General features: G+C 58.5%; 12 protein-coding genes and 1 tRNA gene. 5 read left to right on the top strand and 8 right to left on the bottom strand.

Features of this window, described 5'->3' with window-relative positions:
* Positions 1 to 64: 64 nt before the first annotated feature.
* Entirely contained in the window at positions 65 to 1,738 is a 1,674-nt protein-coding gene (locus tag OHL20_RS06815) for a CTP synthase (RefSeq protein ID WP_263382447.1), read from the bottom strand.
* Between the two features lie 265 nt (positions 1,739 to 2,003).
* Here OHL20_RS06815 and OHL20_RS06810 point away from each other — a divergent pair, with 265 nt between their 5' ends.
* The 5 genes from OHL20_RS06810 to OHL20_RS06790 all read left to right on the top strand — a co-directional run bounded on the left by OHL20_RS06810 (position 2,004) and on the right by OHL20_RS06790 (position 6,257).
* A complete protein-coding gene (locus tag OHL20_RS06810; RefSeq protein WP_263382446.1) occupies positions 2,004 to 3,260 on the top strand; it encodes a cupin domain-containing protein in 1,257 nt (418 codons plus the stop codon).
* A gap of 39 nt (positions 3,261 to 3,299) precedes the next feature.
* Positions 3,300 to 4,661, top strand: coding sequence for an alginate export family protein (locus tag OHL20_RS06805; protein ID WP_263382445.1), 1,362 nt, complete (start codon positions 3,300 to 3,302; stop codon positions 4,659 to 4,661).
* Positions 4,662 to 4,682: 21 nt separating this feature from the next.
* The gene (locus OHL20_RS06800; RefSeq protein WP_263382444.1) at positions 4,683 to 5,171 is read left to right on the top strand and encodes a YraN family protein; all 489 of its coding nucleotides are present in this window, start codon (positions 4,683 to 4,685) and stop codon (positions 5,169 to 5,171) included.
* Entirely contained in the window at positions 5,168 to 5,668 is a 501-nt protein-coding gene (locus OHL20_RS06795) for a DinB family protein (RefSeq protein WP_263382443.1), read from the top strand. The genes OHL20_RS06800 and OHL20_RS06795 overlap by 4 nt, the downstream gene beginning before the upstream one ends.
* 115 nt (positions 5,669 to 5,783) lie before the next feature.
* Entirely contained in the window at positions 5,784 to 6,257 is a 474-nt protein-coding gene (locus OHL20_RS06790) for a hypothetical protein (protein ID WP_263382442.1), read from the top strand.
* Here the strand turns inward: OHL20_RS06790 and OHL20_RS06785 are convergent.
* From OHL20_RS06785 to OHL20_RS06755, 7 genes are all read right to left on the bottom strand, one after another.
* A complete protein-coding gene (locus OHL20_RS06785; protein ID WP_263382441.1) occupies positions 6,223 to 7,206 on the bottom strand; it encodes a cation diffusion facilitator family transporter in 984 nt (327 codons plus the stop codon). The two genes, OHL20_RS06790 and OHL20_RS06785, sit on opposite strands and share 35 nt — an antisense overlap.
* Before the next feature lie 75 nt (positions 7,207 to 7,281).
* On the bottom strand, positions 7,282 to 9,129 hold the full coding sequence (locus tag OHL20_RS06780) for a glycoside hydrolase family 2 protein (protein ID WP_263382440.1): 1,848 nt from the start codon (positions 9,127 to 9,129) through the stop codon (positions 7,282 to 7,284).
* Positions 9,130 to 9,249: 120 nt separating this feature from the next.
* Positions 9,250 to 9,325, bottom strand: a tRNA-Ile gene (locus OHL20_RS06775).
* A 246-nt stretch (positions 9,326 to 9,571) separates the two neighbouring features.
* Positions 9,572 to 10,234 carry a Bax inhibitor-1/YccA family protein gene (locus OHL20_RS06770; RefSeq protein ID WP_263382439.1) on the bottom strand — a complete coding sequence of 221 codons (663 nt, stop codon included), beginning with the start codon at positions 10,232 to 10,234 and terminating at the stop codon, positions 9,572 to 9,574.
* A gap of 137 nt (positions 10,235 to 10,371) precedes the next feature.
* Positions 10,372 to 12,078 carry an alpha-amylase domain-containing protein gene (locus OHL20_RS06765; protein ID WP_263382438.1) on the bottom strand — a complete coding sequence of 569 codons (1,707 nt, stop codon included), beginning with the start codon at positions 12,076 to 12,078 and terminating at the stop codon, positions 10,372 to 10,374.
* Positions 12,079 to 12,371: 293 nt separating this feature from the next.
* The gene (locus tag OHL20_RS06760; protein WP_263382437.1) at positions 12,372 to 12,590 is read right to left on the bottom strand and encodes a hypothetical protein; all 219 of its coding nucleotides are present in this window, start codon (positions 12,588 to 12,590) and stop codon (positions 12,372 to 12,374) included.
* 73 nt (positions 12,591 to 12,663) lie between these two features.
* On the bottom strand, positions 12,664 to 14,577 hold the full coding sequence (locus OHL20_RS06755) for a capsule assembly Wzi family protein (RefSeq protein WP_263382436.1): 1,914 nt from the start codon (positions 14,575 to 14,577) through the stop codon (positions 12,664 to 12,666).
* Positions 14,578 to 14,867 lie beyond the last annotated feature (290 nt).

Below are 14,867 nucleotides of genomic sequence, written 5' to 3'. Positions count from 1 at the left end.
AGTTCCCTTCCCCTGCACATTTGGATGCGCGCGGAAGTCTGCGTGGATGTAGGTGGCCTGAGCGTTATTGACGCGTTGCGTTTGTAGTTTCGCTGGCGTGTTCGTCCGATGAGGTGCTGAGGCGGTGCTGGTAGCTGGCGGCTACGAAGGCGCGGAAAAGGGGGTGCGGCTCGAGTGGCTTGGACTTGAACTCGGGGTGAAACTGGCAGCCGAGAAAGAAGGGATGACCGGGAATCTCGACGATCTCGACGTAGGTCGCGTCCGGGGTGGTGCCGGTGAGGCGAAGGCCTGCGCCAGTGAGGATGGCCTCGTATTCGCGATTGAACTCGTAGCGGTGACGGTGGCGTTCGCTGATGTCGGTGGTGCCGTAGGCGTTGGCGGCGAGGGAGTCAGGCTCCATGGTGCAGGCCCAGGCTCCGAGGCGCATGGTGCCACCCATCTCTTCGACACCGGTGAGTTCGCGAAGTTTATAGATGATGCGATGCGGGGTGGCGGGATCAAACTCGCCGGAGTTGGCGTCCTTGAGGCCGCAGACGTTACGGGCGTACTCGATGCAGGCGGTCTGCATGCCGAGGCAGATGCCGAAGTAGGGGACCTTCGTCTCTCGGGCGTGGCGGATGGCGTTGAGCATGCCTTCGATGCCGCGCTTGCCGAAGCCGCCGGGGACGAGAATGCCGTCGAAGCCCTGGAGTTGGGAGGTGTAGTCCTGGGTGGGCTTACCTTCGGCGTCCCGGGTTTCGAGGCCTTCGGCTTCGATCCAGGTGACCTTCAGCTTGAGGTTGTGAGCCAGGGCGCCGTGGACGAGGGCTTCCTTGAGGGATTTGTAACTGTCCTCGTACTCAACATATTTGCCGACGATGCCGATCGAGACTTCGTCCTTCGGGTTGTAGGCGCGGTGGACGATGTCCTGCCACTTGGAGAGGTCGGCGTCTTTGGTCTCGATGCGGAGGTATTTGAGAGCGAGGGCGTCGACACCCTGCTCGGCGAGGTTGAGGGGGACCTCGTAGATGGAGGGGACGTCGCGGGCGATGATGACGGCCTTCTCTTCGACGTTGCAGAAGGCGGCGATCTTTGAGCGCATCTCGCGGGGCACGGCGCGGTCGGCGCGGCAGAGGAGGATGTCGGGCTGGATGCCGATCGAGAGCATCTCCTTGACGGAGTGCTGGGTGGGCTTGGTTTTAAGCTCCTGAGCGGCGGCGATCCATGGCACGAGGGTCATGTGCATGAAGCAGGTGTTGTCGCGGCCTAGCTCCTGACGCATCTGGCGGATGGCCTCGAGGAAGGGAAGGGATTCGATGTCGCCGACGGTACCGCCGATCTCGACGATGGCGACTTCGCAGTCTGCGGCGACCTTCCGCATGGCGTTCTTGATCTCGTTGGTGACGTGGGGAATGACCTGGACAGTCTTGCCGAGGTAGTCGCCGCGGCGCTCCTTGGTGATGATCTGCTCGTAGATGCGGCCGGTGGTGAGGTTATTGTCGCGGGTGAGCTTCGCGTGGGTGAAGCGCTCGTAGTGGCCAAGGTCGAGGTCGGTCTCGGCGCCGTCGTCGGTGACGAAGACCTCACCGTGCTGAAAGGGCGACATGGTGCCGGGGTCGACGTTCAGGTAGGGGTCGAACTTCATGATGTTGACGCGAATACCGCGTGCCTCAAGCAGGCAGCCAATGGAGGCTGCGGCGAGACCTTTACCGAGTGAAGACACAACTCCGCCCGTTACAAAGATGTACTTTGCAGACATGTCCGCGACCTCTTGAGATGGATTGGAAATTTGTGCGGTGTGGGCACTCCTAAGTATGGCAGGGTTGGCGGCAGGGGGCAATGGGGACGGCTACGGAAGTTCGGGTAGGAATTGCATGGCGGCAATTGTGGCGCGTTTGCGTTTCTGCATCTTATTGAGTTGATCTGCACATGACGAACGATCAGTTCAGGACACGGCTGCGATCTCAGTGACTAATAGACTTGCGCCAAGTCGAACAAAGGTAAGGGATACGAGGTAAACAGCGATGGAAAAGCAAGATGGTAAGGACGGCTTAAGCCGGCGAACATTTTTGGGTAAGAGTTCCGCGATGCTGGCTGCGGCGGCTGGTATGCCGATGATGGCGGCGGCCCAGCAGGCTGTTGACAAGAGCGGCGACAACCATAAAGGCGTGAATGAGCAGCAGCCCGGGCCGAAGAATGCTCCGCTGGAAGCGGCTGAGCCGAGTTCGGTCTATCCGCCGGAGTCGGACTCAGGGGGGCAGCCTCCGTTTAAGTACCCCTTCAGCTTCGCGCACAAGCGGATCGAAGCAGGCGGCTGGACGCGCCAGGTGACGGTGCGCGACCTGCCGATCTCAAAGAAGATGGCCGGGGTGGAGATGCGGCTCATTGCGGGCGGCATCCGCGAGTTGCACTGGCATGTAGGGGCGGAGTGGGCGTTCATGACGGCGGGGAGCGCGCGCATTACGGCGGTCGACCAGAAGGGCCGCGGGTTTGTGGAGGATATCCATGAAGGCGATCTCTGGATCTTTCCCGGCGGGATTCCACACTCAATCCAAGGCCTCGGGCCGGATGGGTGCCAGTTCCTGCTGGTCTTCGATGATGGCAACTTCAATGAATTCGAGACCTTTCTGCTGACGGACTGGCTGCACCATACGCCGAAGGACGTGCTTGCCAAGAACTTCGGCACCTCTGAAGAGACCTTCAAAAATGTGCCGAAACGAGAGCTTTTTATCTTTCCCCGAGACCTGCCTCGGACGCTGGCGGAAGAGCAGAAGGAAGCGTACGCGGGCTCGGGCCCGATTCCGAACAGCTTTGCGTTTTTTACGGGCAAGATGCATCCGACGAAGGTGAGTGCGGGCGGCAGCGTGAAGATCGTCGATCAATCCAATTTTCCCGCGACGAATATTGCGGCGGCGATTGTGACGCTGAAGCCGGGTGGATTGCGAGAGCTGCACTGGCATCCGAACGAGGACGAGTGGCAGTACTACGTGAAGGGCTCCGGTCGTATGACCGTGTTTTCAGCGGGCGGGCATGCACGGACGATGGACTTCCATGAAGGCGACGTAGGGTACATCGAACGGTCGCTGCCGCACTACATCGAGAATACCGGCGACACGGACATGGTGTTTCTGGAGGTGTTTCCGACGCCGCACTATGAGGATATTTCGCTCGGCGAGTGGCTGGCTCACACACCGTCGCGGCTGGTGGATCAGCATATCGGCACGGGAGAAGACTTCCTCCACAAGATCGGCAAGAAGGAAGCTGTGGTGGTGCCGGAGTAACAGCCGCACTTTGTCGGATCGTCGTAGAAGGAGTTTTCTTTGTTTAAGATCATGGTAGTTAACCTAGGACGCCGCTGGGGTGTAACCCTCGCGAGCGTTCTTGCCATTTTGGCGCTCACTTCTTCGCTTCGAGCGCAGCGGGAGATGTATCCGCGTAAAGAGGGCATCGTGCAGCCGTTGCAGTGGAAGGAGCTTCCGAGTTGGGTCACGCTTGATATGGAGTTGCGTGGCCGGACGGAGGAGCAGACCTCTCTTGGATATGTCGACGGCAAGGATCGGCTGTATGAGTTGACCCGGGTATGGGGCGGCGTGACGGTGCGACCAACGCACTGGATGAGCGGCTATCTGCAGTTTCAGGATCTGCACGCCCTGGGGTTGCCACTGCGGGATGTCGCGAGCAATATGCGGGACACGTTCGACCTGCGGCAAGGGTATCTGGAAGTTCACGCTAAGCGACTTGATGTAAAGGCAGGGCGGCAGGAGTTGCGGTTTGGCGATGAGCGCGTGATCGGCATCAGCGACTGGACGAATACGAGCCGGACGTGGGATGGTTTCGACCTGCGTGTCGGGGATAAAAACAAGATCGACTTGTTCAGCACATCGGTGGTGGCGATTCATCCGACGAGTTTGAATAAGCATGGTGCGGGACTCACCTTTCATGGTGCGGTGGCTAACCTGAACAGCGTTCTGCCGAAGACTTCGATACAGCCATTTGTGCTGATTCGCGCGGTGCCGCGGGTGATAAGCCAGCAGGGGACGGCTGGGAGCGAAACCGAGGTGAGCTTCGGGAGCTATTACGATACGAAGCTGCCGTTTGGGTTCGATTCGTCGGGGACGGGCGTGTTGCAGCGCGGCAGTTACAGCAACGATTCGATCCATGCTGGTGCGGCGATTATTCGAGGTGGCTATGCGGCAGGCCGGCTTCCGCTGAAGCCGCATATTGAAGGCGAGTATGACTATGCCACGGGCAATCCACGTACAAACGCCCAGCGAATTGGGACGTACGATCAGCAGTATCCAAGCAATCACAATGCGTTTGGGTTGGTGGATTTGTTTGGATTTCAGAACATCAAGCAAGATCGGCTGAACTTCTCGCTGGCACCGCAGAGTAATTTTCTCGTGCTTTTTCAGGCGAGTTCGCTGCATGTTGCCTCGGTGAACGATGGGGTGTACACGGGACCGGGCTCGATCCTCTTCAAGGCGCCGACGGGCGGGTTTACTCATGACGGGATCGGGACGGAGTTTGACGCGTCAGCGAAGTACATCTTTCGCAAGTCGTTCGTGACCAATGTGGGTGTTGGGCATTTCTTCCCGGGTGCGGTGATGACCAGTTCGGCGCATGGCGCTCCGCTGACGCTGGCGTATCTGCAGTTTACGTATCGCTTCAAGGTTGACCGGTAGCGGTCGCTATACTGTGGGCTCATGGCAAGTTTAGCGATAGCGCGCGGATGGATCGATGTGCAGGAGTGGAGCCTCGAACGGATGCACGGTATGGCTGCGCGGGTACGGCGTGGTCCTCCGCTCGCTGCGAATCTTGCGACGGGATTGCGTGGCGAGCGGGCAGCGCTGTTCCATCTGCGACGGCTTAACTATACGATTGTGGCGACCCGATGGACGAGCGCGAAGATGCGTGGGGATGTCGATCTGATTGGCTGGGATGGCGACTGGCTTTGCTTTATCGAGGTGAAGACACGGTCAGTACGGGATCTGAATCCGGCGGAGTCGGCTGTGGACCGGGACAAGGAACGGATGCTGCGTGGTTTGGCACGAACGTATCTGCGAGCGTTCCCTGAGGAGAAGCGGCGCATAGTCCCGGTGCGGTTCGATGTGGTTTCGGTATATCTGCTGAAGGGTGGCACCGACTTTGAGATATTTCAAGGAGCATTTGATTTGCAGGGAGGACGGCAATGAGCACGAAGTATGCGGACGAGACGGCGCTGGCGGAGCTTGATCCTGTTGCGTTGGGGATGCGGTTGTCCGAGGTTGTAGGAGCAGCGATGCCTTGGCTTGAACAGGTTTCAGGCAAGCGAGCGGGCGAAGCTCCGTCGGAAGGAAAGTGGTGCGCGAAGGAGGTTATCGGGCACCTGATCGATTCGGCGGTGAACAACCTGCAGCGGATTGTTCGGCTCGATACTGTTCTCGATGTGGAGCCGGAGGTTCGGTCGCTGAACTATGAGCAGGATGAGTGGGTGCGGGCGCAGCACTACGCGGAGAAGGAATGGGTGCAGATCCTGGAGCTTTGGCGGGTGTTGAATGCGCATATTGCCTGGACGATGGGGCATGTGGCACGTGGACATCTCGGGCGTATCTGCGTCTTTCCGGACGGGCATGTGACGCTGTGTTTCCTGATGGAGGACTATGTGGCGCACATGGATTACCATCTGAAGGCGCTGCGGGAGTTGGTCTGAGGCTGAAGGGTCTTCACGGGCCTAGAGCGAATTAGAGACAGTACGATACGCAGGCCGGGTAGTGCCAAGCCGATTGGCTGGTTGCCGGTGTCTAAGTAATGAGAGGAAGAACGCGATGACGTTGCTGAATGCTCCTGAGTACAACGAAGGCCGCGAGACGCGGAAGCGCAACCTGTGGATCGGGAGCGGCGTGCTGCTGGTTGTGCTGGTCATTACGACGCTTGCTGGTTACATTCTCGGGCATGGATGGTTCTTCCAGAATCTGCCGGAGGAGCATACCGTTAGCAACTTCATGAGCGATCTCGAGGCCAAGGATTATGTGAAGGCGTATGCCATCTGGATGAACGATCCGAAGTGGCAGGAGCACCCTCAGAAGTATGACTACACGCTGCAGCGATTCATCGAGGACTGGACGACGGCGAGCGATTGGGGCCCAATCAAGACACACCATGTCGATATTTCGAAGCGGACGGGCACGGGGATCATCGTGGCGGTGACGGTGAACGGGAGTTCGAAGAAGATGTTCATGTGGTACGAGCGGTCGAACGGGACGCTTACGTTTCCGGCTCCGTATCACCTGGAGTATTGAACATCGGCTGCTGGGAGCTCTGGAAGAGCTGATCGCGGATTGCGGCGGACTGGATCGAACCGACCTCCAGGTAGATGTGGCGAATGTCGGGATTCTCCGCCTGGACGGCGGTCTCGATGCGGTGGACTGCCTGTTCGATATGCTGTGCGGTTAGGCCTGGTCGAAATTGCAGGTTCATGGTGAGCAGGATCGCGTGCGGGCCGAAGTACATGGTGAACGGATAGCCTACCTTTTCGACGTCGGGGTCAGCCTGTGCGAGGAGGCGGATGCGGCGAAGGGTGGCGGTGTCGGCACCTTCACCCACTAGCAGGGTTTTGCACTTTGCGATGAGCAGAACGGCCACGACGATCAGGAGCAGGCCGATGATGATGGAAGCAATTCCGTCAGCCTGCTGCCAGCCGAAGGTGTGACTTAGGAAGATTCCTATGAAGGCTGTGAGCAGGCCGAGGATGGCGGCGGTGTCCTCGAAGATGACGGTAAAGATGCTTGGATCTTTGCTTGCTTTGATTGCCTCGAGTAGGGGTCGATTGCCAGATGCTTCTCGAAACTCCTTGACGCTGACATAGAGGGAGTAGCTCTCGAAGAGAATGGATACGCCCAGAATGGCGTAAGCCCACGTGGCGTCCTCGGAAGGAGCAGGATGGCGGACGTGGGCGATGCCTTCAACGATGGAGATGCCGCCGCCGAGTACGAAGATGAGCAGGGCGACGATCAGGGTCCAGAAATAGAGCTCTTTGCCGTGACCGAAGGGATGGACCTCATCGGCAGGACGCGATCCCTGGCGCTGGCCGAAGAGCAGGAGTGCGCCGTTTCCGCAGTCCACGACGGAGTGAATCGCCTCCGAAAGCATGGCAGATGAGCCGGTGACCACGAAGCCGACGATCTTGGCGGCGGCAATGCCGAGGTTGGCACCGATGGCGACGAAGATGGTCTTTCTGGATGAAGACACAGCGGGCTCCCCCACGCGATTCGTCCGCGTTCTATCAACGTGAGATGCGAGACGCTATCTTCTGCGCCCGTGGAGCTATTCGGCTTTGCCGAGAGTGTTGGCCTGGTAGGCCTTCTGAAGGACGAAGAAGGCCTTTTTCTTTGTGCCATCCGGAGCGATAAGGCCCTTGCGGTTGAAGTCGTCCTGAATGCCGGGACGCACGCGGACGGGGGAGCGGAAGTCCATCAGGAGCCATGGGGTGGTGCCCCGAAGCTGCGGGATGTTGTTGAGCATGGTGATCTGGTTCCGGTAGATATTGGCCTGGTACTCCTCGGTCCACCGGTCAGTGTCGCTACCGTGGAGACCGGCTTTGGCATCGCCGCCCCATTCGCTCATGATGAGGGGTTTGTCGTAGCCGACGGTCCAGGTGGTTTTGGCGGCGTCCTCGGGAGTCTTCTCGTACCAGCCGATGTACTCGTTCGCGCCGATCACGTCGAGAGCTTTACCGAGCGGATCGTCGACGATCTTGGTGTTGCCTTCGCCGCGAACGAGGAGGGCGGCGGTAACGAGGCGAGTGGGGTCGTACTCGCGGGCCTTGTTGGCGAGCGTAGTGAGGAACTGTGTACGAGCGGGAGTGTTTGGCGTCTCGTTGGCGACGGACCAGAGGATGACAGAGGCCTTGTTGCGGTCGCGGCGCTGGGCTTCGTGAAGTTGCTGCTCGGCTTTGACGAGGACGGCGGGGTCTTCAAAGTGGAGCGCCCAGTAGGTCGGGATCTCGCTCCAGACGAGAATGCCCATGCGATCGGCCGCGCGGGTCATGTGCTCGTCGTGAGGATAGTGGGCGAGGCGAACGAAGTTGACGCCAAGATCTTTGGCCCAACCGAGGAGGGTGGTCACGTCCTGCTCGGAGTAGGCTCGGCCGGTGCGGTAGGGAGCCTCGGCGTGGATGCAGATGCCGCGAAGGAAGATGGGCTTGCCGTTGAGGAGGATTTTGGTGCCCTGAACCTCAATGGTCCGAAAGCCGATGTCATCCGTGAGCGTGTCAGAGCCTGTGGAGAGGTTGACCTTGTAGAGCTTCGGCGTTCCCGGAGCCCAGAGTTGGAGGGATTGCGGGGTGAGGTGAATGGGGGCGCGGCCGTCGGCGTCGGTGATGACGTCGGTGTTCAGCTTGAGGTCGGCGATGCTGATGTGGACCCTGGTGCCGGGGTCAGCGTGCTCGACGTGGATGTAGCCTTCGATGGTCTTACGGTCGGCGCGGCTGAGGTGAAGGTCGTAGTCGTCGATAAAGGCTGTGGGAACGGTGACGAGGGAGACGTCCCGGGTGAGGCCACCGTAGTTCCACCAGTCGGTATTGAGGGTGGGGACGCCATCTTCGATGCGGGTGTTGTCAACGTTAATGACGGCAGAGTTCTGGCCAGCCTTGAGAGCCGTGGTGACCTCACAGTCGAACGGGGTGAAACCGCCCTCGTGATCGCAGACGTGCTGGCCGTTGATCCACAGCTTGGCGCGATAGTTGGCCGCGCCGATGTGAAGAAAGACGTGGGTGCCGGGCCTGGGAGTGGCCTCAAACTTGCGCTCATACCAGAGAGGACCTTCGTAGTAGTAGAGACGGTCGGTCTGCGTATTCCAGTCCCCGGGAACCTTGAGCGTGGGGGACTTGGCAAAGTCATACTCTATGGGCTGGCCGGTGGCGGCATTGGGGTCCGCATCCTGAAAGTAGCCGTTCTTCTTGATCTCACGATGAAAGCTGTAGAGGCCGCCAAAGTATGGGTCGACGATGATGTGCCAATCGCCGTCGAGCGTCTGGGCTGGCCGATAATCCAGGTCGACCAGGAGCGGCGAGACGGGCCAACTGGCGGTCTGGGCGATGCCGATATTCGCAGAGACGATAAAGAGAAACAGAGCAGGGAGCGAGTGGATGCGCAGATTCATAGGAGAAGCCATGGTATCTGATCGAGCTTCGGGTCTGAACAAATGGCGTCCTGGTAGGAAGCCTTTTGCTTTGGTGAGGCTGCTTCTTTGATGGTTTTGGGCTCGTCAGGGCTTGCTGTGAAGCAAATTTGGTGGTGGGCCCGGAGGGATTTGAACCCCCAACCAAGGGATTATGAGTCCCCTGCTCTAACCGTTGAGCTACAGGCCCTGCTGTGACTTACTTGCGAGATAGATCGAAGCCTTGCTTTCAATCTAGGCTATTGTCTCGTGCTCGTGACCCTGGTGTCGGATGTACGTGCGATTGCGACGTATGACGCTTCTGCCGTCCGGCCAGCTTCATGATTGTAAATGCCTGGATCGCGACTTCTTCAAGCCGTGAGACAGATGCCTCGGCAAACTCTCGAATCGTGTCAGATTGGTCTTCGTGGCTGCGTTATTCGGGTGATGTTTCGCTTTATTCCCGACGTCGTCCGCTGAGTAGCTGAAGGACGGCGAGGAAGATGTTGATTGCGTCCAGATAGATGGACAGCGAGAGGGAGACGGCAGACTGGCCATCACCGCCCGCGCGGATGCGCGCAAAGTCGCCTACGGTGAGCACGGCGAAGATCCCCAGCGTGAGCCAGGAATAGGTGCTCGGAGTGAGGAAGTGGAGGAACATGCTCGCGATGCCGAGGAGCATGAGGCAAAGCAGAGCTGCGAAGCCGATCCCGGCGATTCGTCGATAGTTAATCTGGAAGAGGTAGGCGACGCAGCCCATCGCAGCCATTCCGAGACCGGTCGTGAGGGCAGCCTGAAAGACAATGGCGGAGCCAAAGTTCTGGATGTAGCGGTGGATGAGCGGACCGATCTCCCAACCCATGAAGTAGGTGAGGGCGAGGAATAGCCCCAGGGCCAATGAAGGATTGGCGCGTCGCCGCGCGCCACTGATGGCGAAGATTAACGCGAAGACTGCGAGTAGTCCGGGAAGCGAAGCCCAGGGGGGTGCGGTCGCCACACCACACGCTGTGACCAGGAAGCCAAAAGAGGTGATGGCTAAAACCTTGGCGAGCAGGGAGGCGGTCTCTTCGCGGGGGACATCAATGATTGTGGAGTAGGTGTTCAGGCGGTTCTCGAGCATACGTTTCCTTCAGCGAGCCTGTGTTGGAAGGCAAGCACTGTTCTATAAGACGCTTTTAAACTGCTTTTGTCGGTCGATTTACACAGAACAGCCTCGCGTCCTCGTCAGACTGCGCCCTGTCTTACGGTCCCGGCTGCCTATACGGCTCCTGTATAGGTTACGGTGAGGGTGAAATTTATACCGGAGGCCGGAAGGAGGGCACCGATCAAGCTGATCGTGTGCCAGCCTGTAGTGTTGACCTTCGCCACGGCTATCGCGCTTGAAGGTGGGCCGGAAAGGCTTAGGACTTCCAGAACGTCTTTCGGACCCGCTGCTTCCATCTGTACGGTCGCCTGCCCGGAGTTTCCGGTGCGATCAAATTGAAGGTGTAATCGCAAGTCCGTGTCCTTTTGGCAGTAGATTCTCTGCGGGAGGACCTGACGACCATTTTTTACCGGCATGATCCTGAGAGTTGGATCGCCAACAAAGACTTGTGTCGTCTGGCGTCTCTGGGTTGGATGAGCATCTCCCACTCCTGCGGGCGCGTAGATTCCATAGGACGTTCCACTCGAGTAGGCGTTTGAGTGCACGGTAAAGTTTGCCCAGCCGTCGGCGTTCGTCCACACATCTGGCAGGTGGCCGGTGTAGTCATGGAGCAGGCGATTTGGACCGCAGGGCGTAGGAGCCCAGAAGGACCGCTCGGTGAGCGTATTGAAGTTCACCACCGTCACCATGCCGCCACTCCAGCCCATCGAGCCACCATCGCCACCGCGGGTGATGATAAGCACATCCTGATCGACATACGGAATTTCGCACGTGCCAAAGGCGAACTTGCGATTGATCCAGCAGAGATTGTCGATCAGCCGCTTCAGGCCGTAGGATCCAGGCCAAACGGACGACGGAAAGTAGTCCTTTCCGTAGACAAGCGTCTTGGCGAGCGGCAGCGACATTAGAATCGCGTACGCAATGGCCTTGTTGAAGATGACCTGTTGACCTGGTGTGGTGTCGGTGTCTGGATTGTCGACGAAGCCTACCGAGAGACCGGGGTTCATCTGCCAATATCCGGCGCCTCCAGCAACGAACTGACGAGCGTCGTATCCATTGCATGCGGCCTGCAGGTGCCAGTGCAGATCGAAGTCTTCGACCGCGGAGCGGCTATTCATGGGTGAGTTCGTAGCCCATGTGCCCATATTCCAGCGATTATCAAAGAACTCGGAGTAGAACGAGCACTGCGGAACAGCATTCATGATCTCGCGCACTGCCGGAGGATAGGAGCCTTTGACGTCGTCGAATCGATAACCGGTGGCGTCGGTCAGGTGCGTCAGCCATTTTACGAAGGCGATGGCATCGTCCAGCGACTCCTGCGAATGTTGATAAGAGCGCGGGCGGCCGAAGCCGGGGTCGAGTGGACCACCAGGAACTGTGTCGTTCTGCGCCCACGGTGGATTTGGAGAGCCACGAAACCAACTCGGCTTGGTCGAACCTGCTCCGTTCATGGTTTTGTTGTCTGCGCCTGGATACTTGAAGACGCCCGGACCTCCATTCTCGCCAACCATCTGGTGCAGCACCAAGTCGAGCAGCGTCTGCACGCCGTGGGTGTTGAGGGCTGCGATCATAGCGAGCAGATCTTCGCAAGATCCATAGCGCGTGCCGTCGAGTTGACGAAGCCAGAAGACACCGTAACCATCATCGCCTGGACCTGCGCCACCCTGGCAGAGAGAGGGCGGCGGCGTCTGGAGGAAGTCAAAGCTTTGGCCGATCTCGGCAGCAATGGAATGAAGGTACGTCCAGAGGCCGGGAGGTACAGTAACCCGCCCCTGGTTCACATTCAGGAACCTTCCCCATCCGATGAGTCCAATTGCCATTGGATGTCTCCGTTTTGGTGAAAATCAGCGTACCAATAATGTGAGAGTGCGCATGCTTATTGACAACCACGCTCTCGTTGGGAAAGCCCAATGGCCGACGTACGAGGCCATGCACGGCATAGTACGCCAACCTCGTCGCAGCTTCTCAATAATCCGCGGCGAAATCATGTTGAAGGTGTCACTACGCGAGATTTTGGGAACATTCCTGGTTCCGCGCTATGTGACTTCAATCGCGCAGGTCACTCTCTACGAAGGCGGAGGTATCGAAGCTTCGTCCGGAGCACAGCACGAAGCTACTTCTCGCCTACGGTCCCGGGGGTCGTATTTGCGTCTTCTGGTGCGGAGGGATTGAGGTGGCCGAGGCGGTTTTCGGGGGTATTCGACTCCACCTGAACCTGACCCGGACCCGTAGTCGAGGGAGTTTCGCCTTTTGGGCCCGAGGGTTCGGCGGCTGCTTGTTTCTCCTGGTGGGACTGATCGACCGCGGACTTTGGAGCGTTGCTGTCTGGCATGAGGGCCTCTGGCGTTCTTTACCATTGGAGACAGGGTTGCAGGAGCAGGTTGCTCCCCTATTTAGTGAGAAGGCTATCGGGGAAGATGAAGCTTCGGATTCCATGTGATCTGTAACCATCCGCTCTCGTTGTGCTGCGCGCCGGACATAAAGGAAGGAATGAGGAAGCGTTCGTGCTGGGCAAAGAGTTGGGCGGACCACTCTGGCGTGAAAGCGTAGGAGGCGTTGACGAAGCCGTCGCTGATGGTGCTGCCGCCGGGGAGAAACGCCAAGCCGCCCTTGGCCTGGCGGTAGCCGAACTCGACGCGCGACCGCGCCGACAACCAGTAGCCTGTACGACCTTCGAAAGCTCGGGAATCACGACCGACTGCATTGCCAAGGAGGAATCCTTTGTTCGTGTTGCCGTCACGATATTGATTGTTGATGAAGAAGCGAATGCCCCCCTCATCGCGGCTGAGTTCTTCGGAACTGGCCATCTCGAAACGGAGATCCATATGCGGAAGGTAGGGTAAGCGGGCGAGATAGATGCCCGGCGCCCAGGCAACGCGGCGAGGTGCGTCGATGGGATTGAGTTCGTCGTCGGCATAGGCATCAGCATAGAGGGTGACGATTTTGCTGAGGCCAGGGACGTGGAGACGGAAGTCAAAGTCGCTTTTTCGGTCGCCCGGATCCGTACGATCGCCGTAGTTATACTGTCCCGCCGCCGCCGTGCTCGTTGAGTTGGAGCTGAAGAGATTGTCCTTCAGAGTTCGCAGGGTCATTGGATGGCCGACCCCCCAGAGGATCGACCAACGGGTGAAGCTGACTTCCAGATTGTTACCGAAGGTGAGGTCAATCTTTTGTCCGTTGAAGTAAGGGCGGGCGGGATACTTATGGCCGGAGAGTTTGCCAAAGACCAGATCAAATTTGTACGTGCCCAGGGTTTGAAAGAAAGGGTAGGGATGGGGTCGCGTCGACACGAGGCGGAGGTTGTATGTCGGTTCAGCGTTGCTCGAGAATGACCAAGGGCCCATGGTGGTTGGCCCCCAGAAGATCTCCTGCTTGCCAAAGGAGAGAGCATTGCCAGCGAAGGCGATGCCGGCATAGAGCTCGATGGGACGCTGCCGCAGATAGGCGGAGATGGCCGGGGTGGGTGGGGAAAGGTTTGCAGGTGCGGTACCGAAGGCGACAGCCCCATCCAAGGTATTAAATAGCTGCGACTCGGCGGACGTAATTGCCAGAGCGCCTGGACTTTGCTGAAGCTCCTGGCGGTCATACATAAAAAAACGGCCATGTGTGGCGCGCGCCGAGAAACCTGCGATGACACTACTACCGCGACCAAGGGGGCGGCCGAAGTCGTTCCACCACGTTTGACCGAAGTGAAAGCCGTCTGTGAGCGCTGGACCGGCGATGGTGCCGGAGCGGGTGTAGGCAGATTCAAGGACGATACCGTCGTGATCCTCGGGCTGGGCAAGTTCCTTGAGGAGGTCCGAAAGGAGGCGCTGTGCCTCTTCGTTCATGGAATCGCTGGCGTTGTAAGAGAATAGGCTCTCTTCCACCTCTCTCGTCTGGCGGAGGCACTCTTGACGTGTCCAGGGACGGATGCTTACGTTTTGCGATGGGATAAAACCCATGGCTGCAAGACGCTCCAAGGCAGGATAGATCCAGCTATCCATAGGAACATTTGTTGAGCCAAAGCGGTCGTTATCGCCAATTTCGGGAGGAGTGAGGTCGGCGGAGGAATATGGTGCGATCTGCTCCCTAACCTCATGGGGGCTGGCGGGGGCCGGTTGCAACAATGGAAGGAAGTCTCTGGGGGAGTCGTTCTCTGCAAGAGTATTGAGGAAGGGGCGGTGTATATTGAGCGACTTCGTCGGCGCAGCCGTTGTGATGATCGTTGATGCTTGAAGGCGGCTGGAGGGGGACAACTGGATCTGTGCTGGAGAGAGGAGAGGGCACCACAGCAATCCAAGAATGGACGTATACACGAGGTACTGTTTGATGCTCACTATATCTCCGAACCGAGCCCCGCATGCGCGCCTGAGTACGGCTGTGGCGGAGACGGGCTATTCGCAGTATATCGAGGCCGTCTGCATTTCCATTTGGAATGCACCCCATTCCGGAATCAGGATTGCCCGGAAGTTGCCCGATTTCAGCTTTCGTGGGCGTTGATACGAGAATCCGCTATTCTGATAGCACTCGTCGCGAGTAAATTGCTGAGATCGACGAGAGGGTCTCGTTTGAGACAAATAGCGCTGACACGGCCAGAATCGGATGAGCGATGACACGAGTGAGCAGC

This window comes from Granulicella arctica (assembly GCF_025685605.1).
GTDB classification, from domain to species: Bacteria; Acidobacteriota; Terriglobia; order Terriglobales; family Acidobacteriaceae; genus Edaphobacter; species Edaphobacter arcticus.
The sequence above is the reverse complement of the archived record's forward strand: the minus strand, read 5'-3'. Positions and strand labels throughout refer to the sequence as shown.

Coding starts and splice junctions, on each gene's coding strand:
- OHL20_RS06800 (WP_263382444.1), top strand. CDS start 4,683: ATGGCAAGTTTAGCGATAGCGCGCGGATGGATCGATGTGCAGGAGTGG.
- OHL20_RS06810 (WP_263382446.1), top strand. CDS start 2,004: ATGGAAAAGCAAGATGGTAAGGACGGCTTAAGCCGGCGAACATTTTTG.
- OHL20_RS06790 (WP_263382442.1), top strand. CDS start 5,784: ATGACGTTGCTGAATGCTCCTGAGTACAACGAAGGCCGCGAGACGCGG.
- OHL20_RS06770 (WP_263382439.1), bottom strand. CDS start 10,234: ATGCTCGAGAACCGCCTGAACACCTACTCCACAATCATTGATGTCCCC.
- OHL20_RS06760 (WP_263382437.1), bottom strand. CDS start 12,590: ATGCCAGACAGCAACGCTCCAAAGTCCGCGGTCGATCAGTCCCACCAG.
- OHL20_RS06780 (WP_263382440.1), bottom strand. CDS start 9,129: ATGGCTTCTCCTATGAATCTGCGCATCCACTCGCTCCCTGCTCTGTTT.
- OHL20_RS06765 (WP_263382438.1), bottom strand. CDS start 12,078: ATGGCAATTGGACTCATCGGATGGGGAAGGTTCCTGAATGTGAACCAG.
- OHL20_RS06795 (WP_263382443.1), top strand. CDS start 5,168: ATGAGCACGAAGTATGCGGACGAGACGGCGCTGGCGGAGCTTGATCCT.
- OHL20_RS06815 (WP_263382447.1), bottom strand. CDS start 1,738: ATGTCTGCAAAGTACATCTTTGTAACGGGCGGAGTTGTGTCTTCACTC.